Here is a 22703-nt window from a genome sequence, read left to right as displayed (position 1 = left end):
AACAATGATTACAGAGGTTAAGATGCCGAAGTTTGGTCTTTCTATGGAGGAAGGAACAATTGGCACATGGTTGATTGAAGAAGGAAGTGTAGTAAATAAGGGTGATGAAATTTTAGAAGTTGAAACTGACAAGATTACTAATACTGTTGAAGCACCAGAAAGTGGGGTATTGAGAAAAAAATTTTTTGAAGAGGGCGATATTGCTAATTGTGGAGAACTAATTTGTATAATTGCAGAAGCCAATGAAGATATTAGTGGATTTAATTTGATAGATAAAACTGATAATGAAAAAGAGGTAGATATTTTAAGTTTAGAAAATGCAACTAAGAAAAAAGATTTAAATATAGACAAAAAAATAACTCCGAGAGCTAAAAAAATAGCTGAGGAAAAAGGAATTAACTATTCAAATATAGAGGGTACAGGAATACATGGTTCAATAACAATTGATGATTTGAAAAATTTCATGAACAATAATCCAGTAGAAGAAGTTATGGAAGTCAATCAAAATAAAGTAGTAGAAAAAGAAGTACGGCAAGAAGTTACCAATATTTCTCAAGTTAATAACATTAAGTTAAATATAGGAGAAAATGATTTGGTAACTAAGATGACACCAATGCAAAATGTAATAGCAAAAAAAATGCATGAGAGTTTATTGACAACAGCTCAAACTACAATTGCCACTGAATTAGAAATTACTAACTTATCAAAAGTATATAAAGGATTGAAAGAAAAGTATAAAAAAGTAGGAGTTAAATTAAGTTATACAGCTCTTATAATAAAGGCTGTAGCTGAAGCACTTGAAAATCATCCTAAACTTAGAACACAAATAGTTGATGAAAATCATTTTAAAGTAAGTAGCGAAATTAATATAGGTGTAGCTGTAGATATTCCAAATGGCTTGGTGGTACCTATAATAAAAAATGCAAATTTAAAAGACTTAAAAACAATATGTATTGAACTAAGTGATTTAAGTGATAGAGCTAAAAATAACAAGTTAAATTCTGATGAAATGAGTAATGGAACTATTACTATAACTAACTTAGGGATGTTTGGAATAACATACTTTACCCCAGTATTAAATACACCAGAAAGTGCAATTTTAGGTATTGGAAGTATAATAGAAAAAGTTCTTGTAAAAGATGGTGCATTTTACGCTGGTTCAACAATGAATATGAGTTTAACTCATGACCATAGAGTAGTAGACGGAGCTCCTGGAGCACGTTTTCTTCAAGAAGTCACACAAAATCTTTTAGATTTTAGATGGATGTAATTCAGCCAGATTTAAAGTGATTTTATAGTATACCAGTAATCTGACAGATAGTTTGTTATGCGTTTCTCGAAAGATTTTTTCTCTCCAAACTATCTGTCAAAATTAAGATATAGCAAAAAATTATATGGAGGTTACTACATGAGAAAAGTAGATTTGATAATTAAAAACGCTTATCTAATTTCAATGAATAATGAGAGGGAAATACTAAATGATGCTTGTATAATAATTGAAAAGAACAAGATAATTGATATAGGAAAGAAGAATTTACTAGAAAAATACATCTCTGAAAAAATTATAGATGCTAGAGGTAAATTTGTTTTACCTGGATTTATAAGTACTCATTCTCATCTATTTCAGACTTTGCTAAAGGGATTAGGAAGAGATAAATTATTGTTAGACTGGCTTGATAGCTCTGTTAGAAGAGCTATACATAAAATAGATGAAGAATGTTGCTATTATGCAGCTTTAACAGGATGTATAGAAGCAATTAGAACAGGTACAACTACTATACTTGACTATATGTACTGTCATGGAAAAGAAGGTCTTGATGATAGTATAATTCAAGCATTTGAAGACTTAGGAATAAGAGGAATACTTGGTAGAGGATTTACAGATACAAGTAAATTCCCAAAAGAATTTGGTTGTACCTATCATGATACAGAACAAAAGTTTTTTGATGATGTCAGAAGATTAGAGAAAAAATATAGAGACCACTCGAGAATAAGTTTAGCATTAGCTCCTGGTATTATATGGGATAACACAGAAGAAGGATACAAAGAAATGAGAAATATAGCCAATGAGCTTCATATTCCAATAACTATGCATTTACTTGAGACTAAGGACGATGATAAATACTGTTTAGAAGATAGAGGTATGAAGACTGTGCCATATCTTGAAAAAGTAGGAATTTTAGGGCCTGACTTTATTGCAGTCCACTGCATACAAATGTCAGATGAAGATATAGAGTTATTTAAAAAATATGATGTTAAAATATCTCATAATCCAGTATCTAATATGGTTCTAGCAGCAGGAGTAGCACCAATTCCAAAGCTTATTGAAAATGGATTGACTATAAGTTTAGCTTGTGATGGCTCAGCGAGTAATGATACTCAAAATATGTTAGAAGTAATGAAAATGACTACATTATTACAAAAAGTTACTCATAGAGATGCAAAGCTTTTACCTTCGTCAAGTGTACTGGAAATGGCAACACTTGGAGGAGCAAAATCCATAAATAAATTAGACTGCTTAGGGTCAATAGAGATAGGAAAAAATGCTGATATTATAATTTATAATCCATATAAAAGTGCAATTTCTATACCAGTTCACGACCCAATTAGTTCATTAATATATTCATCTACTCCAAATAATATAGAAACTTCTATTATAGATGGAAAAGTAGTTATGGATAAGAATCAAATAGTTAATATAGATGAAGAAAAAGTAATCTATAAAACTCAAAAAATATCAAGTAAGTTAATAGAGGATGTTGGTCTAGGAAATATGCAATGGGGAAAAAGAATTTATGGATTATAAAAAATAATTGAGAGAAGGTGGTCAAAGTATGAATAAGCTTGAGTTTTTCAATATACCAAAACATAACTTAAAAATAAATGTATTAAATAGAAATGAAAAGATATTAGACAATATAAAAGAAGAATCTAATGAAAATATCTGTATACCAGATGCTTTAGAGTATTATACAGAGTTGTTTTTTCCAAAATCAAAAGATAAAAGACCATATATATTTTCATCTATGGTGCTTTCATCTGATGGAAAAATGGCATATGAAGACAATAAAGCAGGCCCTTTAATTGGAAAAAATAATTTTGTTGATCCAGATGGAGCCTTGGCAGATTTTTGGGTTTTAAATGTTCTAAGAGCATATTCAGATGCTGTAATTATAGGGGCTAGAACGTTGCAAAATGAACCTGGGATAACATGCCATGTATTTGATGAAAGTTTGACACAGCAAAGAAAAGACTATTTAAATAAAAAATATCAGCCATGTGGAGTAGTAGTTTCTTTTGATGCTAGAGATATTCCATTTGACCATTATACATTTAGAGTTGATAAGAGTCAGGAATATAAAATGGTTATAGCCACATCTCCAAATGGTTGGGATTATATAAAAGAAAATTCTCCTTTAAAACACATATGTATAGGGAGTTTTAATTCAATTAAGGATGTTGATGATTATAAATTTGAAGAATTATACAAAGATTTTGATGTTTGTCCTGTAATTGTTACTGGTAAAGATAGTACTCCAGACTCTAAGATATTACTTTATGTACTTAAAAATCTAGGGATAGAAAAAATGTGTATCGAATCTCCTTCATACTGTACTCACCTAATTGAAAATGAATTATTAGACGAATATTTTATGAATTATTCCATGGTATTTGTTGGTGGAAAAATGACTCCAGGCTGTACAACAGCTTATAGCCATTTAGAACATCCACATTCGGAACTATTGATAGTAGGAATGCATAGAAATAATTTTATTTTTACACGTCAGAAACTTTGCTATGGTATTAAAAATCAAGTAGATTTAACAAGCTATAAATATTGATACTAAAATTTTAATTATAGATATTAATATCTATAACTTAAAAGGAGGAAAAATAAATATGAACGCTGATTTAATCGTAATTGGTGGTGGTCCAGGTGGGTATGTTGCAGCGATTCGAGGAGCTCAACTGGGGTTAAAAGTTATAATTGTAGAAAAGAATGAATTTGGAGGTACTTGTCTAAATACAGGTTGTATTCCTACAAAGACACTATTTAAAGATGCACAGGTTTTAAATTATTTTAATCATGCTGAAGAATATGGGATAAAAGTTGATGAATATAAATTAGACTTGGAAAAAGTTCAGAAAAGAAAGAAACATATAGTTAAGACCTTAACTAGTGGTGTAAAAGGATTATTAAAAGCAAATAAAGTGACTGTAGAAAAGGGAGAAGCAAAGTTAATAAGTAAGGATTCTGTAGAGATAAAATTAGAAGATGGCTCAAAGAAGATAATTAAAGGAAAAAATATTTTAATTGCATCTGGTTCAAAATCTTCTAAGCCTCCTATTAAAGGGATTGATTTGGAGGGAGTAATAACAAGTAAAGAAGCTTTAGAAATAACTAAGTTGCCTCAGAAATTAGTAATAATTGGAGGTGGAGTTATAGGAATTGAGTTTGCAGGAATTTTAAATGAATTTGGTTCAGATGTAACTATAGTTGAGTTCTTGAATAATATAATTCCTATGGTTGATAATGAGGTATCTAGTAGGTTAACTAAACTACTTAATAAAAGGGGGATTAAAATACTACTTTCATCAAAAGTAGAAGAAATATCTAAGAGTGATAAAGAACTAGTAGTAGATATAAATCAGAATGGAGAAAAAACAAAGATTGCTTGTAATAATGTACTTATATCTACAGGAAGAGAGTTAGATGTAGATGGACTAAATCTAGATAATTTAGGCATCAAATATGATAAAAAGGGAATAAAAGTCGATGAAAATTACTGTACATCTGTGCCAGGTATTTATGCAATTGGAGATGTAATTGGAGGAATAATGCTTGCACATGTTGCATCTGAAGAAGGCAAAGTAGTTGTTGAACGAATTGTAGGGGAAAAAACAAGTGTAGATTATGACTTAGTACCAAATTCCATTTTTACTTTTCCAGAGGTATCTACAGTTGGATTGTCTGAAGAAGAAGCCAAAAATAAAAACTTAGACTATGTCGTTGGTAAATTTCAGTTTTCTGGTAATGGAAAAGCTCTTACAATGAATGATTCAGATGGTATGGTTAAGGTAATTGCTTCAAAAGATAAGACTACAATATATGGGGTTCATATCATAGGGCCTAATGCTAGTGATTTAATTCATGAAGCTGTAATTGCAATGAAAGCAATGTTGACAGTTGAAGAAGTTGTAAGTACTATGCATGGACATCCAACCTTATCAGAAGCTTTTGCAGAAGCTACTATGGGAATAGTAGGTAAAGCAATACATGTACCTCCTGCTAGAAGGTAGTCTTGCAAGAAGTAAAAATAAAGAGTGGTTATATGCAAGAATATTATGTTGAAAGTACTTAAATGTAAAAAGCATTTAAATAAAAAAGTAGTCAAATATTAAAGAGGGAAGTATATAATATGAAATTAAAATCATTTGAAAGACCTTTATTTATTGAAGAGCTAACTTTTAGGATAGATACTAAATTAATAGAAAAGTACTTACAATTAGATTATGAGATTTGGATTAAAGGTCTAGAATTATTAGAAGGATTTGCTGGTTCTGAGATATGGATTAGTGAAAGTAATCCAGGAGAAATAACATCAATAATATATTGGACAGATTACAAGTACTATAAAAATATTGATAAAGATTGGCTAAGTGATAGAAAGAAAAGAATGTCTGAATTAATGGGAGAAGGAAATTTAGAGTTTGTAAGAGCAGAGCATGATGTCAATAAAAAGTATAAACTTAGAGAATATAAATAATAAGATTAAGTGCACTAAACAACTATACATAAATAATATTTTAGTTAAAATAAATATCATTTAAGTTAAGAATTAACTAGATTAAGATGTGTATAGCTCAAAATTAATTGTTAATAAATTCATGGTCGTAAAGAAAAATAAAATTTATGGGAGGATTTATTTTATGAAAGAGCACGATACATCAAAATTTCATCTAGAGGGGAAACCGCCTTTTAAGGAAGCTTTACCTTTAGGATTACAGCATTTTGTTTCAATGATAGCTGGTAATATGGTTCCAGCTATGCTTATATCGAATATAGTAGGGCTTGATAAACAGATGTCAACTATGCTTATGCAAGGTGCTATGTTGGTAGCTGGAATAGCAACTTTACTACAATTGTACTCAATACCACTATTTAAAGGGCATAGGCTTGGTTCAAAGCTTCCTGTAATAATGGGAACAAATTATGTGTTTTTAGGTGCATGTCTTTCAGTAGCTGGAAAATATGGGCTTAAAGCTCTTTTTGGAGCTCAAATTGGAGGGGCAATAGTAGTGTTTTTTATAGCCTTTGGAATTAAGAAGATAAGACATTTATTTACTCCAATTATAGCAGGTACAATGATTGCCTGTATGGGTATTAGTCTATTTCCAACCGCTGTAAAAAATTTAGCTGGGGGAGAAGGCTCAGCCACATTTGGAGAACCTATAAATTTCGCAATAGGACTTATAGTTGTTGTAGTCATAATTTTGCTTATGAAATTTGGCAAGGGTTTGGTTCAAGATGCTGCAATTTTAATAGGTATAATATTTGGTTATTTAGTATCACTTGCATTTGGATTGGTTGATTTTTCTGCAATTCAAGGGACATCAATACTTTCTTTTCCAAAGCCATTGGTATTTGGTCTAGAATTTAGACTTGATTTAATATTAATGTTTGCCATTTTATTTATGGTAGCTATAGCTGATATGATGGGAGCAGCAACAATTGCTACAATGGGAGCTATGAATAGAGAGGTTACAGATAAAGAATTAGAGTCTGCTACAATGGGAAATGCATTAACATCCATAATTGCATCTGTATTTAGTTCAATACCAACAGGAGTATTTGGTCAAAATGCTGCAATCGTAGCTATAAATAAAGTTACTAGTAGATTTGTATTGTCAATTACAGGAGTAGTATTAATTTTAGTTGGATTTTCGCCATTATTGGGTGCAATAATAACTACTATACCTTCATGCATAATAGGAGGGGTCGCTTTAATCGTATTTTCATCAATTGCTATGGCTGGTTATGATATGATAAGTCAATGTGGATTTACGTCAGATAACAATCTTATAGCAGGAGTTTCAATTACCTTAAGTATAGGTATAACTTCAGTTCCTCAGACTTTAGAAAAGTTTCCAGAGATTATTAGAACCTTAGTTGGAAATTCTTGTATAGTATCAGTATTTATTGTAGCAATGATAATTAAATATATATTATCAATAAAATCGAATAAGTCTAATGATATAAACATAGAGGCTTAAATTAAAATTTGTGGGAGGTATAGTTATGGCTAAGATACTAGGAATATGTGGAAGTCCAAGAAAAGGAGCAACTGAATATGCAATACTACAAGCTTTAGAGGAAGCTAAAGAAATACCAGGAATAGAAACTGACTTTTGGACTGTAAGAGGAAAAAATATAGGTCCATGTATACATTGTGATGCTTGTATGAGAAAAGCAGAAAAATGTACTATACAAGATGATATGGACGAACTAGAGAAAAAATTGTTAGAAGCAGATGGATTTATAATAGGTTCTCCTGTTTATGATATGGGAATAACTGCTCAATTGACTGCTGTGTTAAATAGATTAAGACATATGTATTTAGTACATGGATGTAATTTACAAAATAAAGTAGGAGCTGCTATAACTACTGGTGGAACTAGATATGGTGGACAAGAAATGGCCAGATTACCAATAATAAATTTCTTTTTAATGCATGAGGTATTGGTAACAGGAGGACTTATTGGAGGATACACTGGTGCTAGTATTTGGAGTAAAGATGCAAAAGAACAAGGTGCAAAAGATGATGAAGTAGGCATGAATACGATAAAAAGACTTGGGAGAGGTCTAGCAGAAGCTGTTAAAATATCTAAATATGGTCTTGAAAAATGGAATATTGAAAAAGAAGAATTAGGAATAACAAGTGAAACTGAAAAAAGTCCTGTAAAAGACCACTAAAATTTATATTGCCCATACGTAAAATTTAATTAGCCCCTCTTAATATATGATACAACCCATCATAAATATTAAGAGGGGTAATTTTGTATTTAAAATTATTTGTAATAAAATAAGATATATTAATAAATATGATAGAATATATATTATAAATTAAATTTTATAAATATAAGGGGGGGAACTTTGAGTTCTTATAAATTTCTTATGTTATAAGATTATAAGGGCCAATATTTTATGCGGGAGTTATTAAATGTAACACTTATAATAGTACTTGTTTTAATAAATGCATTTTTTGTAGCTTGTGAATTTGCTATGGTAAAGCTTCGTAGTTCTAGGATAGATACTATGATAGCTGAAGGTAATAATAATGCTAAAAGGTGTAAAATAATAAAAGATAATCTAAATTCATATCTTTCTGCATGTCAACTTGGGATAACACTTTGTTCACTTGCACTAGGATGGATGGGAGAATCTACAGTTAAAGAGTTAATATTGCCAATAATAAGTATATTTAATCTTAGTGAAAGTGTTATATATACAATATCAATTTCTATTTCCTTTTTAATTATAACAATGGTAGAAGTTGTAATAGGGGAGCTTGTTCCTAAAGCCTTAGCACTTTATAATACAGAGAGAATAATGCTAAGTACATCTTTTTTGTTGATTGGATTTTATAAATTGACATATCCAATAATATACTTTTTTAATCTAAGCACTGATTTATTTCTTAAGCCATTTGGATATTCACAAGCAGATGAAGTTGATGAGCCACATACAGGTGATGAAATAAGATTATTAGTTGAAGAAAGCTATAAAAGTGGGCTTATAGATGAATCAGAGCAAAGATTAGTTGACAATATTTTTGAATTTGAAGAAAAGAAAATTAGAGAGATAATGGTACCTAGAACTGATATGATTTGTATATATGAAAGTGACTCGGAGGAAAAGATATTATCTATTTTGAGAGATGAAGGTGTTACTAGGTATCCAGTATGTAAGAAAAATAAAGATGATATATTAGGATTTGTACATATAAGAGATTTGTATAATCAAAAAATAAACAGAAATAAAATTGAACTAGGAGAAATACTTAGAGATATTATATATATATCAGAAAATTGTACTATAGATAAGGCTCTTGAGAAATTAAGAAAAGAAAAACTCCAACTTGCTATAGTGGTAGATGAATATGGTGGTACATCTGGTGTAGTAACAATTGAAGATATACTGGAAGAGATAGTAGGAGAAATTCAAGATGAATTTGATAAAGAAGAAACTCATATTAAGAAAATAGGAACAAGTTCTTACTTAGTTGATGGAACTGAATCAATCAATGATATCAATAAATACTTTGGGCTTGATATAGAACATGATGGATTTGATAGTATAGGTGGTTGGATATCCTATATGCTTGGTTCAAACATTAAAGTAAATCAAAGTGTAACTTTTGAAAATTACAATTTTACTATATTAGAATTGGATAAATTGAGGGTTGTAAAATTAATCATAAAAAGTGTAATATAATTATATCAAAAAATATTGGAGGAATTGTATGCAAAAAGTAGAAGGAATTATTTTTGATATGGATGGAGTTTTGTTTGATTCAGAGAGAATCTCTCTTGAATTTTGGATAGAGACATTTGAAAAGTATGGATACACTATGACTAAAGAAATATATACATCTGTTATGGGAAGGAATCGTAAAGGGATAATAGAAGGTCTTACTAAGATATATGATAGCTCTGTGCCGATATTAGATTTGTATGATGAGAAAACTAAAAATATGATTGAATTTATGGATAGAGAAGGAGCTCCTATCAAATTAGGAGTTAATGAATTAATATCTTTTTTAAAGAAAAATGGGTATAAAATGGCAGTTGCAACTTCTACAAAACGAGAAAGAGCAGTTAAAAGATTAGCCAAAGCAAATTTAAAAGAATACTTTGATGCTATAGTTTGTGGAGATGATGTTGTAAACTCTAAGCCAAATCCAGAAATATTCTTAAAGGCAGCCAAAAAGATAAATGTTAATCCCGAAAATTGCATTGTTATAGAGGATTCCCCTATGGGAGTAGAGGCTGCTTATAATGGGGGTATAAAATGTATAAATGTACCTGACTTAAAAGAACCAGATGAACAAATTAAAGCACAATCACATAAGATACTTGAAAATTTATTGGAAGTTAGAGAATACCTAAAAAGTTTAGAATCTAAAGAATGTTGTAGCCTATAATATGAAATATTAAATCAAAGAATTTAAATTTAATTTCTTTGATTTAGAATAAATCCATGAATATGAGAAAAAATAATTATAAACAATTAGGAGGAATATTCATGGATAGTGTAGGTTCTCTATTATATTTTTTATTTAATTTTTTCTTGTATGGTTTTATAGGTTGGATAATTGAAAATTTATATAGTTATTTTACTCAAGGTCATTTTCAAGAAGATGGATTTTTGAATGGTCCATTTAAACCAATGTATGCAATTGCAATGTCTATTATAATAGAGGTCTCAAGGTTTATTGACCCAAATAATATATTTGCATTGCTTTTACTATGTTTAGTAGTGCCAACAACAGTAGAGTACATCACAGGCATAATTATGAAGGTATATTTTAATAAGGTATATTGGGATTATTCAGACTATAAGTACAATAATAGAGGAATAATATGTTTAAAATTTTCTATGTACTGGACTATATTGACTTTTGTTGGAGTAAGGTATCTTCAAGTGTATGTAGTTGATAATTTATATAGTTTAATAATACCTTATTGGCCAATTATAGTAACTGTATTATTGCTAGCATTGTTTGTGGATGAAATTTTTACTATAAAATTCCTGAGAGGAAATAGAGATATAATATAACTTTAGAAGTATAAGGTAAGTTTAGATTGTAGTTAAAAGAAAGCTATGCTAAAATGGTGAAATCATTTAAAGTTGGCTTTCTTTTTTATTTGATGAAGTTAACATTCTAATAAGTTTCAAAAGTTTATATAGAGTATTATTTATTATATGGTATTACTTATTTAAAATAAATTATAAAGAATGAGGAGTGTTTCAATGGTGAGTAAAATAAGATTTTGTATTATTGGTACAAGTAATATATCAAAACTATTTTTAAGAGCTGCATCTAGGATTGAAGAGTTTGAACTAGTTGCTGTATATTCAAGAGATTTAGAAAAAGCTAAGGAATTTGGAAAGATGCATGGGGCAAGTCTGTTTTTTGACGATTTAGAAACCATGGCTAAATCAGATGGTATAGATGCTATATACATAGCTTCTCCAAACGCAATGCATTCAAAACAAGCTATTACCTGTCTAAAACACAAAAAACATGTGTTGTGTGAAAAATCATTAGCATCTAACTTAGAGGAAGTAAAATTAATGATAAAGGTTGCAAGAGACAATAATGTATTGCTTATGGAAGCTATGAGAATTACATGTGTTCCAAATTTTAAAGCAGTTAAAGAAAATTTACATAAGATAGGTAAAATAAGAAGATTTTTTGGAAGCTATTGTCAGTATTCTTCAAGATATGATAAATATAAAAATGGAATTATAGAAAATGCATTTAAAAAAGAACTGTCAAATGGTTCATTGATGGATATTGGAGTGTACTGCATACACCCTATGATAAATCTATTTGGTGCTCCAAAATGTGTAAAATCATTTTCTCATATGCTTCAAACTGGAGTAGATGGAGAAGGTTTGGCTATATTCCAATATGATGGTATGGATGCAGTAGTTCAGTATTCTAAAATAGCTGATTCTTACATACCATCTGAGATACAAGGAGAAAAGGGAAGTATAATAATCGAAAAACTTAATTTGTTTGAAAGGGTGGTTATTAGATATAAAGATGGAACTGAAGAAGATATATCTATTTTAAAGGAAAAAGAAGAAGAGAAACCTAGAGAAATAGAAGGAATATATCATGAACTTATTGAGTTTATAACTCTTATAAATAATAATAAAATAGAGTCTGGTATAAACTCACATGAAAATTCAAAGATAGTAATGGGAATTATGGATGAGATAAGAAGACAAGGAAAGATTGTCTATACAGCTGACAGTCTGTAATTTATTTAAAAATATATAGGATATGAGGTGGTAAATATGGAGAATATAAATTGGGCTATATTGGGTCCTGGAACTATTGCATCAGAATTTGCACAAGCTATGAGTGAGGTGAATTGTAAAGTGTATGCTGTTGCTTCAAGAAGTCTTGAAAGAGCAAAAAACTTTGCAAATAAGTTTGATATAGAAAATGTGTATGATGATTATGATAAAATGCTAGAGAATAAGAATATAGATGTAGTGTATATATCTACTCCACATTGCAATCACTATGAATATATAATGAAAAGTCTAAAAAATGGTAAACATGTGTTGTGTGAAAAAGCTATAACAGTAAATGGAAGTCAACTAACTGATATTATAACTTTAGCTATTGAAAAGAACTTAATAGTAGCAGAGGCGATGACTATTTATTATATGCCTTTATATAAAAAATTAAAGGAGATAGTAGAGTCTGGAAGTTTGGGAAAAATTAAAATGATACAAGTATCCTTTGGAAGTTGCAAGGATTATGATGTTAATAATAGATTTTTTAGTCAAGATTTAGCTGGTGGGGCATTGCTTGATATTGGTACATATGCACTTTCATTTGCTAGGTACTTTATGTCATCTCAACCGAATGAAATTTTAACAACTGTTAAGAAATTTGAAACAGGTGTGGATGAACAATCTGGAATAATTTTAAAGAATTCTGAGAATGAGATGGCTGTAATATCATTAACTATGAGAGCTAAGATGCCAAAAAGAGGTATTCTTGCATGTGAATTAGGATTTATAACTGTAGAAAATTTCCCAAGAGCATCAAAAGCTACAATAACTTATACAGATGGTGGAAGAATTGAAACTCTAGAATATGGTGATACAGAAAAAGCTTTAAAGTATGAAATTGAATATGTCAATAATTGTATATTAAATAAAACAAAAGCCAATACTCTAGAATCATCTATAGATGTCATGAATTTAATGGATGAAATAAGAAAGCAATGGGGATTAAGATATACTTTTGAGTAAATTTAATTTTAAAATAAGTTAAATTGTATACACAATTAAGTATTAAAATGTCAAATTATAAAAAGAAGAAAATCACTAAAAAGATTCCTTTTTCAGTGAATTTCTTCTTTTTTTTTACAAATTTGTAACAGAATAAAAAAAAGTTTTGGAGATTTTATTACAATTTTGTAGTTGAATATATACATTAAAACTAATATGATTAATAATAACATAAATTTGAATATTTTTAGAGGAGAGAAAATATGAGAAAATTGATATACTTTATTACACCATTTATAATAGGCGTAGTATTTTTATTTGGGTTAGACAAATTTCTTGATTCTAAAACTGATGAACTTTTGAGGGAGAAAAATCTACTTCCAATTATGGATGATACTTTAAGTGATATAAAGGATAAAGGTGTTACAGCAAATAATCATTTTTTGAGAGAAAAAGATATTATGATTTTGGGGTCATCAGAACTTAGTAATTCAACAAAACAACATCCAAAGTACTATTTTAATACAGATAGGAGCAAAAACAAAGTATTTGCAATTGGTAGAGCTTATACTCAGACATTACAAGATGCTGCAGTATTAGGAAGTATGAATCCTAATATTGATAATAAGAAGGTTGTCTTGTTAATTTCTATGCAATGGTTTATGGAAAAAGATGGAGTCACAAGTCACCATTACCAGTCTAGGTTTTCACCAATACAATTTTATCGTTTTTTAGATAATCCAAAGATATCTAAACAAAATAAGATTGAATATATAAAAAAATCAAGTAAGCTTTTATGGGGTAGTGACGAATATAAGGCAGAAGCATTGTATGCCAAGCTATATGAACCTAAGACAGTGTATGAGAAAGCTGAGAAGGTGTTATTAGAGCCTTATTTTCAAGGGAGAAAATACTGTATAGAGCTTAAAGAAAAAGGGATACTTTATAAGAAATTAATTAGGCTAGATAAACACAAAAAAGAAGGAAGAAAAAAACCTATAAATTGGTCACATGAGAAAAAGAAAGCTATTGAAGATGCTAAGAAGAGAGTAGGTAACAATCCTCTAAACATTGACAAGTATTATTACAATGAGCATTTTAAAGATGGTCTAGAGCAATATAGAGGAAGAGATAAGGGCATAGACTTAGTAACATCTAAGGAATTTGAAAGTTATAAGCTTTTATTAAATGTATGCAAGGACTTAGATATTAAACCAGTTGTTGTACTAATTCCAAGTATGGGCAAATTCTATGATTTAACTGGTATCTCTGAGAAAGAAAGAAATCAGTTTTATGATAAGGCACAGAATATAGCAGAAAGTAAAGGCTTTGAAGTTATGAATCTTAAAGATAAAGGTAAAGAGAAATATTATTTAAGAGATGTAATGCATCTTGGAACGAAAGGATGGGTAGATGTCTGTGAGAGATTATTTAAAATATTTAAAGAGCAATAAAGAATTAGTAACTAGTATTTGTTTAACTATGATTATAATATTGGCAATAGGTGTTTTAACATTTACACCATTTAAAGAGTTGCCATTTATTTATAATGGATTTTAAAGGAGAATTTTTATATGAAAATTATTGAAGGAATAAAAAAATATTCAAATACAAATAGAATAGCATTGACATGTAATGGAGATAAACTTTCTTATAAAGATTTAAATGAGTATTCAGATGCTATATCAGTTTTTCTAAAAAATGTATACAAAGAAGAAGATACTCCTATAGTAATCTATGGTAATAAAGAAAATATGATAATGGCATGTATGATAGGAGCTTTAAAATCAGGTAGAGCATATGTTCCTCTTGATATTAGTTTTCCACTAGATAGAGTTTTTGAAGTTACTAAGGAAGTAAAACCAAAAGTATTATTTAACTTTAGTGATGAAAAAGACTTTGGAGATATCAATGTAATTGATAAGAATAAATTAAATGATATAATAAGTGAGTATAAAGGAAAGTCATTACATAAAGAAAACTGGGTAAAAGGTGACGAGAATGCATATATACTATTTACATCAGGTAGTACTGGAAAGCCAAAAGGGGTTCAAATAAGTTCAAATAACTTAGATAGTTTTGTAGATTGGATAAGTCCTTATTTAAATATAGATGGAAGTGAAAAAGTAATAATGAATCAAGCAGCATATTCTTTTGACCTTTCAGTGACAACAATATACCCTGGTCTTGTTCATGGAGCTACATTATTTTCAATATCAAAAGATGTACTAGCAGATTATAAAGAGCTATTCAAACAATTTGGCGAATCTAATATTGTAGTATGGGTATCAACACCTTCTTTTGCAGGTGTATGTGTAACAGAAAAAGAGTTTAATAGTAAGATGCTTCCTAAACTTGAATCCATGATATTTATAGGAGAAGCACTTTCAAAAAATCTTACTAAAGAACTTATGAGTAGATTTCCAAATACAAGAGTTATCAATGGATATGGACCAACTGAAGCTACTGTTGGCGTAAGTGTAAATGATATGACTCAAGAAGCTATAGATGATGAAAAGAGCCTTCCAGTTGGATATCCTATGCAAAATTGTAAAATAAAAATACTTGATGAAAATGGAAATGAACTGAAAGAAAATGAAAAAGGTGAGATTATAATAGTTGGACCATCAGTTTCAAAAGGTTACTTTAATAATAAAGAGAAGACTGAAGAAGTATTTTTCTATGATGAAATAGATAGTGTAAAGTGGCGAGCTTATAAAACTGGTGATATGGGATATCTCTTAGATGGAAATATATACTATTGTGGAAGAAAAGATTTTCAAATTAAGTTAAATGGATTTAGGATTGAAATAGAAGATATAGAAAATAATTTGAGAAAAGTTCATAATGTAAAAAACGCAGTAGTTTTACCAATATATAAGGATGAAAAAATTGCTTATTTAAAAGGTATTGTTGAATTAAATGAGAAGAATGATTTAGGTAATATCAAAAATGGGATGATGATAAAAAAGGAACTAGGAAAGTATATACCTTCGTATATGATTCCAAGAAATATTGCAATAATTTCTGAGTTTCCAACAAATATCAATGGTAAAATAGACAGAAAGAAACTTATGGAGGAAATTTAATGATTTTTTCACAGTATGGAGATTATTTTTATCTTTACATATTATTATTAACATCAATACCAGCAGTGATTTTAGGTTTAATGGGTAAAAATATAAAGTATTATGGTATGTTGGCAAGTTTATTTATGATATTTTTGATTGTAGGAATAGATGTTCAGTTTAAATACTTGTTGATATTTATCATTTTAGAAGTAATAATAGTCAAAGGATACGAATATGTAAGAAGAAAAACTAAAAACAAATATATATATTGGGGATTTTTGTCTGCATCAATGCTTCCGATAATAATTAATAAAATATCTCCAGTTACATCTTTTGGATTGATTGGATTTATTGGAATATCATACTTAAATTTCAGGGCTATACAAATGGTTATTGAAATTTATGATGGTGCTATAAAAGAAGTTAAGATTTCAGATATGCTTTATTTTATGTTGTTTTTTCCAACACTGAGTTCTGGTCCTATTGACAGGTCAAGACGATTTGAACAGGATTTAGAGAAGAAAATATCTAGAAAAGAGTATCTAGAAGAATACTTATTGCCTGGAATAAAAAACATTGTTATGGGAGTAGGTTATAAGTTTGTTATAGCATTTTTGATAAATACATATTGGGTGTCAATAATACCTAAAGATATGAGGTTTATAAACATTTTAAGTTATATGTATGCATATAGTTTATACCTGTTCTTTGATTTTGCAGGATACAGTTTATTTGCTATAGGTACAGGATATATATTTGGAATAAAAGTACCTATAAACTTTGATAAACCATTTATAAGTAAGGATATGAAAGAGTTTTGGACAAGATGGCATATAAGTCTTTCAAGATGGTTTGGAGATTATATTTTTTCAAGATTTGTTATGTCTTCAATGAGAAAGAAAAGATTTAAGAAAAGAACTACTGCTGCTCATGTAGCTCAGATGATAACAATGATAACAATGGGATTTTGGCATGGACTAACTTGGTTTTACATTGCTTATGGTGTGTATCAAGGCTTAGCACTTGTCTTAACTGATATATATCAGAGAAAATCTAAATTTTATAAGAAACATAAAAAAGAAAAATGGTTTGAGAGAGTTCAAATTTTCATTACATTCCATATTGTATGTTTTGGATTATTGATATTCTCAGGATATTTAGCTTAATTTTAAGGAGGCAAATTTATGCAGGAAACAGTTATAGAAATATTTGAAGATGTATTAGGAACTGATGAGATAAGAGATGATTTAGACCTTAACTTATTTGAAACAGAGCTTTTAGACTCATTAGCTATAATTGAAGTTTTACTTGAGATTGAAAATAGACTTGGAATAGAACTTCAACCAACTGATTTAGAAAGAAAAGACATGTCTACTGTAAATAATTTAGTAAAATTCTTAGAAACAAGAAAATAAATTAATAACTAAACGTTTAATTATTAATTTACATAATAAAAGATTATAAAGTCCATCTAATATTGATATTTGATGGATTTTTTTATTGTAAAGAGATATAACTTAGTTGTATAAATAATAAAATAGTGAAAAGTTTAAGGTATGAATGAAAGATTGCATGCTATATAAATTAATAGTAATATCTATTGTAAGATATACTATATTAAATTGAGTGAAATATCTTTTGTCATATATTAGAATTACTTTATGAGCTTAGATGTTAATTATAATCTTATAAAAGTAGAATACATATTTAGGAGGAGAACTTAATGTCTTTAAATTCAATAGATAGAAAAAAAGAAATATTAGAACTGCTAGATGCAAAAGGAAAGGTAAATACTAAAGAATTAGTAAAAAAACTAGAAGTATCATCGGAAACAATAAGAAGGTATTTGGAAGAATTAGAAAGTGAAAATAAGTTAAAAAAGGTTTATGGTGGTGCTGTAAAAATAAATTATGGAGTAATTGAGCCAGAACATATAAAAAGAAATAGCACTAATTTAGAAAAGAAACAAAGTATTGCTAAGTATGCAGCTAAATTTGTGAATGATAATGAATCAATTGTAATAGATGAAGGGACTACTAATTTACAAATTGTGGATTACATAGTTTCTATAAAAAATCTAAAGGTTATCACCAGTTCTTATCCTGTGCTATCAAAGTTGATTTCATATGAAAACCAAGGCGTATTTGATGGAGAAGTTATATTCATTGGTGGTAAAGTAAATTTAAAACATCAAAGAACAGCATGTCAGATGTCAATAGATGCTATGAAAAACTTATATGTAGATAAAGCATTTATATCTAGTGAAGGTATAATTGACAGCTTTGGAATTAGTAGCATAGACCAAAGTAAAGCTTTATTGTCAAAAGAGTATATAAGAAATTCAAAGGAAAGTTTTGTATTATGTGATAGTTCTAAGATAGGAATTGTAAGTATGTACAAGATAGCTGATTTGAATGAATTAGATTTTGTTATTTGTGATGCAGAACCTCCAAATGAATGGAGAGATAAATTAAATGAATCAAATATAACATGGATAGAAGCAAAATAGAAATGATAAATTTATAAAATTTAACCAATTCATAGATTTAACCTAGAAAGAAGATTACAAATTTTAATTTTTTGTATAGAGTTTTAATGTGATTTTTATATTGAAAACTAAAAACAAGTAAAAACAACTAAAAACATAAATTTAATATATATTTAACCTAAATATGATGTATAATTAACATGAAAAAGTTATACTTTAAAAGTAAAAACAATTAAAAACACAAAAATTCTAAATGAGAATCTATGGAGGTTATAAATATGAAAAAGTTATATGGAGAAAAAATAAAGGCAGTAGTATTTGACTGGGCTGGAACAACAGTAGATTATGGATGTTTTGCACCTCTTAATGTATTTATAGAGATATTTAAAAGAAGAGGTATAGATGTAACAATGGAAGAAGCAAGAAAACCTATGGGAAAATTAAAAATAGATCATATAAGAGAAATGTGCGAAATGGATAGAATAAAAAATATTTGGGCAGAGAATTTTGGAGGATTTCCAACAGAGGAAGATGTAAACAAACTTTATGCTGAATTTGAACCTATGTTATTTGAAACTCTAGAAGAGTATACAACTCCAATTCCTCATGTTGTTGAAACTATTGAGAGATTAAGACAAAATGGATTAAAAATAGGTTCTACAACAGGTTATACAAGAGAAATGATGAATATAGTTGAACCAAATGCAGCTAAAAAGGGATATTCACCAGATTTTCTTGTAACTCCATCAGAAGTATCTCAAGGAAGACCATATCCTTGGATGTGTTATAAAAACGCTGAAGCTTTGGGAGTATCTCCAATGAGTGCTATGGTAAAAGTTGGAGATACATTAAGTGATGTAAAAGAAGGTGTAAATGCTGGAATGTGGAGTGTTGCTGTAATAAAAGGTTCAAGTGAATTAGGACTTACACAAGCAGAAGTAGAAAATATGGATAAAGAAGAATTAAAAGTTAAGATGGAAGCAGTTTCAAAGAAATTTAAAGAAGCAGGAGCACATTTTGTTATAGAAACTATGGCTGAATTAGAAGATGTTTTAGTAAAAATAGAAAATGAAACAATTAAGTCAGATTTTGTACCAGAAAATGATTACATATTACTTACACCAGGACCATTATCTACTACTAAATCAGTAAGAGCATCTATGTTAAAAGATTGGTGTACATGGGATGTTGAATATAATGATTTGGTACAAGATGTTAGAAGAAGACTAGTATCTTTAGCTACAAAAAATACAGAAAAATACACAAGTGTATTAATGCAAGGTAGTGGTACTTTCTCAGTGGAAGCTACAATAGGAAGCACTATCCCAAAGAATGGTAAACTTCTTGTAATTGCAAATGGAGCATATGGGAAGAGAATGAAGGACATATGCAGTTATTTAAATATAGAATATGTTGACTGTACATTTAGTGGTGTAGAAGCAGTTGACTTAAACAGAGTGGAAAATTTATTGAAAGAAAATAAAGATATTACACATATATCAATGGTTCATTGTGAAACTACTACAGGTAGATTAAATCCTATACAAGATATAGGTAAGATTGCAAAAAAATATAATAAAGTTTATATAGTTGATGCAATGAGTAGTTTTGGTGGAATTAAAATTGATGTTGAAGACTTTAATATAGATTTTTTAGTGAGTAGCTCTAATAAATGTATACAAGGAGTACCAGGATTTGGTTTTATAATAGCTAACAGAGAAGAGTTAGCTAAATGCAAAGGAATTGCTAAATCTTTATCTCTTGATGTATATGCTCAATGGGAAACTATGGAGAATAATAATGGTAAATGGAGATTTACTTCTCCTACACATGTTGTAAGAGCTTTTTATCAAGCATTACTAGAGCTAGAGGAAGAAGGTTCTGTTGAAAAAAGATATGCTAGATATAAAGAAAATCAATTTACAATATCTTCGAGATTAAAATCTCTAGGGTTTGATACATTGGTGAATGATGATGCTCAATCACCTGTAATAACAACTTTCCTATATCCTAAGAATGCAAAATTTGAATTTATGGAATTCTACACTTATCTAAAAGAAAATGGATTTGTTATTTATCCAGGTAAATTGACTGATGTAGATACATTCAGAATAGGAAGTATAGGAGAAGTTTATCCAAAAGATATGGATAGATTAGCTGAGGTAATCGAGAAATTTATCAACATGTAGATTATAGAAGTTCATTGATAGGTTATAAAGTTTAGAGACAAGTATATGTAAATAGTTAAATAATAGAGTAGTATTTTATTTGAATTGGAAATCTAAGAAAGATTCATAGTTCATATAAAATATTTCCTCTATTATTTTTTTGTCTATCTTTAAAGGAGCATTGTTTTATTCATCGAGATTATTATACTTGACAACGTAACAATGTTTTGTTATATTATATTCAAGAACAAAATAAGTTATTGAAAGGAAATCATTATGGATGGAGAATTACGTTCGCTAAATTTTAATGGAATGGGAAAATGTAAAGGTGGAATTTTTGATGAAGTTAATATAGCAGGTACAGGAAAAATAGATGGAAATATAAAATGTAATAAATTTGATTCTTCAGGTTCAGCAAAAGTGATTGGAACAACAGAATGTAATGAGTTTTTTACAGCAGGATTGAGTAAAATTGAAGGAAATATATTTGCATCACAAGTGACAATATTTGGACTTCTTAAGTGTACTGGAGACATAAATTCAAGTAAAGTTAAATCTGGAGGAATTATCAATGTTGGAGGAAACTTAAAGTCAGATATTATTAGCGGAGAAGGATGTCTAAAAATCAATAAGAGCATAGAATGCGAAAGTGTTGACTTAAGTGGAATTTTGGATTGTAATGGATTTTTAAATTGTGAAGAACTTAAGATAAGTTTGCATGGAACTTCTAATCTAAACGAAGTTGGTGCATGTAGTGTAAATATAAAAAAGGGACATGGCGATTATTGTAAAAGCTTTTATAGAGCCGAAAAAAAGAGTGGAGATTTTGAAAAGGCATCTTCTAATCTTAGAAATCTAGGTCTACTGTCAGTTAAAAAATATACAGAAAGTAGATTATTAGCAAATGTTATAGAAGCAGATGAAATCAGTTTAGAAAATAGTGAAGTTAAAATTGTAAGAGGTAAAAATATTAACATAGGCAAAGGTTGTTATATAGAGAGTTTGGAGTACAGTGAAAACATAGATATTGATGAAAGTTCAATAGTTGTTGAAATAAAGAATGTAAATGGAAAAGTAAGTCTAAATAATGAAAAAGTAAATCTAAATAAAGATAAGTAATATTTAGGCTTAAAATAAAATTTAAAATGAGGTAATGATATGGAAAATGGAACTATAAAAATACTTGGAGAAGGATTTATCAATAGTGGAGAATATGAAAGTATAAAAATTATGGGAAGTGCTAGGTCAAAAGGAAATATAAAATGTAATGAAGTAAATGTATTTGGAAATGTAAAGTTTGATGGAGACATTAGTATAAAAAACTTTGTAGTAAATGGAAAAGCTACTATAAAAGGGAGTCTTAAAGCTGAACGTGTAAGGGTTAATGGGCAACTTAGTATAGATGGAGATGCAGAAATAGATGACTTGATTATAACTGCTCAACAGAAAATTAATGGAAATTTAAAGTGTAATAATGTTACAGTAAAAGGTCAATTAATTGTAAGTGAAAGTATTTATGCACAGGATATAAAAGTTTATGGTGAAATGAGAAATAAAGAAAATATAGAATGTGAAGATATAAAGGTTCATGGAGCAATAAAATGTGATGGTCTTTTAAATGGAGAAAACATATATATCTATTCAGGAGGAGGTTCTTATTGTAAGGAGATAGGAGCAACTAATATAGAAATAGGTAGAAGTAAAGATATTTTTACATTTGGGATTAAATTTATTAACATTTTTTCAGGCAAATTTAAATGTAATTTGATAGAGGGAGATTCTATTGAATTAGAAGATGTTTCAATAAAGGATATACGAGGAAAAAGCATATCCTTAGTAAGCAATTGTGATGTTGAAAATATTGAATACAGTGACAAGTTGTTAGTTTCAGATAATTCGAGTGTAAAAAATAGTACAAAGGTGGGCTAGAAAAA

The 22703-nt window shown here is 28.8% G+C and carries 21 protein-coding genes; all 21 read left to right on the top strand.

Annotated elements, in window-relative coordinates; translation table 11 throughout:
• Positions 1-4 precede the first annotated feature (4 nt).
• Complete coding sequence (locus IC218_RS10085; protein WP_227824340.1) at positions 5-1270, top strand: dihydrolipoamide acetyltransferase family protein; 1266 nt, start codon at positions 5-7, stop codon at positions 1268-1270.
• A 138-nt stretch (positions 1271-1408) separates the two neighbouring features.
• On the top strand, positions 1409-2806 hold the full coding sequence (locus tag IC218_RS10080) for an amidohydrolase (RefSeq protein WP_227482060.1): 1398 nt from the start codon (positions 1409-1411) through the stop codon (positions 2804-2806).
• 28 nt (positions 2807-2834) lie between these two features.
• Positions 2835-3842 carry a dihydrofolate reductase family protein gene (locus tag IC218_RS10075; protein WP_227482061.1) on the top strand — a complete coding sequence of 336 codons (1008 nt, stop codon included), beginning with the start codon at positions 2835-2837 and terminating at the stop codon, positions 3840-3842.
• A gap of 58 nt (positions 3843-3900) precedes the next feature.
• Complete coding sequence (gene lpdA / locus IC218_RS10070) at positions 3901-5301, top strand: dihydrolipoyl dehydrogenase (RefSeq protein ID WP_227482062.1); 1401 nt, start codon at positions 3901-3903, stop codon at positions 5299-5301.
• 119 nt (positions 5302-5420) lie between these two features.
• A complete protein-coding gene (locus IC218_RS10065) occupies positions 5421-5768 on the top strand; it encodes a TIGR03792 family protein (protein ID WP_227824339.1) in 348 nt (115 codons plus the stop codon).
• A 163-nt stretch (positions 5769-5931) separates the two neighbouring features.
• Positions 5932-7275, top strand: a complete 1344-nt coding sequence (locus tag IC218_RS10060) for a uracil-xanthine permease family protein (RefSeq protein ID WP_227824338.1) — start codon at positions 5932-5934, stop codon at positions 7273-7275.
• Between the two features lie 25 nt (positions 7276-7300).
• Entirely contained in the window at positions 7301-7975 is a 675-nt protein-coding gene (locus IC218_RS10055) for a flavodoxin family protein (RefSeq protein ID WP_227824337.1), read from the top strand.
• Between the two features lie 231 nt (positions 7976-8206).
• Positions 8207-9496 (top strand): hemolysin family protein, encoded by a 1290-nt coding sequence (locus tag IC218_RS10050; protein ID WP_227434359.1) that lies wholly within the window; start codon positions 8207-8209, stop codon positions 9494-9496.
• A gap of 28 nt (positions 9497-9524) precedes the next feature.
• Positions 9525-10205, top strand: a complete 681-nt coding sequence (locus IC218_RS10045) for an HAD family hydrolase (protein WP_227824336.1) — start codon at positions 9525-9527, stop codon at positions 10203-10205.
• 101 nt (positions 10206-10306) lie between these two features.
• Complete coding sequence (locus IC218_RS10040; protein ID WP_227824335.1) at positions 10307-10840, top strand: putative ABC transporter permease; 534 nt, start codon at positions 10307-10309, stop codon at positions 10838-10840.
• A 195-nt stretch (positions 10841-11035) separates the two neighbouring features.
• Entirely contained in the window at positions 11036-12055 is a 1020-nt protein-coding gene (locus IC218_RS10035; RefSeq protein ID WP_227824334.1) for a Gfo/Idh/MocA family protein, read from the top strand.
• Between the two features lie 36 nt (positions 12056-12091).
• Positions 12092-13063: a Gfo/Idh/MocA family protein gene (locus IC218_RS10030; protein WP_227824333.1), complete on the top strand. Its 972-nt coding sequence runs from the start codon at positions 12092-12094 to the stop codon at positions 13061-13063.
• Between the two features lie 242 nt (positions 13064-13305).
• Complete coding sequence (gene dltD / locus IC218_RS10025) at positions 13306-14496, top strand: D-alanyl-lipoteichoic acid biosynthesis protein DltD (protein ID WP_227434364.1); 1191 nt, start codon at positions 13306-13308, stop codon at positions 14494-14496.
• Positions 14462-14602 (top strand): hypothetical protein, encoded by a 141-nt coding sequence (locus IC218_RS10020; protein WP_227434522.1) that lies wholly within the window; start codon positions 14462-14464, stop codon positions 14600-14602. Before dltD ends, IC218_RS10020 begins: the two co-directional genes overlap by 35 nt.
• Before the next feature lie 14 nt (positions 14603-14616).
• Complete coding sequence (locus IC218_RS10015; protein ID WP_227824332.1) at positions 14617-16131, top strand: D-alanine--poly(phosphoribitol) ligase; 1515 nt, start codon at positions 14617-14619, stop codon at positions 16129-16131.
• A complete protein-coding gene (gene dltB, locus IC218_RS10010) occupies positions 16131-17279 on the top strand; it encodes a D-alanyl-lipoteichoic acid biosynthesis protein DltB (RefSeq protein ID WP_227434366.1) in 1149 nt (382 codons plus the stop codon). Before IC218_RS10015 ends, dltB begins: the two co-directional genes overlap by 1 nt.
• An 18-nt stretch (positions 17280-17297) precedes the next feature.
• The gene (gene dltC, locus IC218_RS10005; protein ID WP_227434367.1) at positions 17298-17528 is read left to right on the top strand and encodes a D-alanine--poly(phosphoribitol) ligase subunit DltC; all 231 of its coding nucleotides are present in this window, start codon (positions 17298-17300) and stop codon (positions 17526-17528) included.
• Positions 17529-17836: 308 nt separating this feature from the next.
• Positions 17837-18622, top strand: coding sequence for a DeoR/GlpR family DNA-binding transcription regulator (locus IC218_RS10000; RefSeq protein ID WP_227434368.1), 786 nt, complete (start codon positions 17837-17839; stop codon positions 18620-18622).
• Between the two features lie 257 nt (positions 18623-18879).
• Positions 18880-20790 carry a 2-aminoethylphosphonate--pyruvate transaminase gene (gene phnW / locus IC218_RS22200; protein ID WP_227824331.1) on the top strand — a complete coding sequence of 637 codons (1911 nt, stop codon included), beginning with the start codon at positions 18880-18882 and terminating at the stop codon, positions 20788-20790.
• A gap of 255 nt (positions 20791-21045) precedes the next feature.
• A complete protein-coding gene (locus tag IC218_RS09990) occupies positions 21046-21888 on the top strand; it encodes a hypothetical protein (protein WP_227434370.1) in 843 nt (280 codons plus the stop codon).
• A 39-nt stretch (positions 21889-21927) separates the two neighbouring features.
• The gene (locus IC218_RS09985; RefSeq protein WP_227482069.1) at positions 21928-22698 is read left to right on the top strand and encodes a polymer-forming cytoskeletal protein; all 771 of its coding nucleotides are present in this window, start codon (positions 21928-21930) and stop codon (positions 22696-22698) included.
• Positions 22699-22703: the final 5 nt, after the last annotated feature.

It is taken from the genome of Clostridioides sp. ES-S-0005-03 (assembly GCF_020658455.1).
Lineage (GTDB): Bacteria > Bacillota > Clostridia > Peptostreptococcales > Peptostreptococcaceae > Clostridioides.
This window is presented reverse-complemented; position numbering and strand designations above follow the sequence as displayed.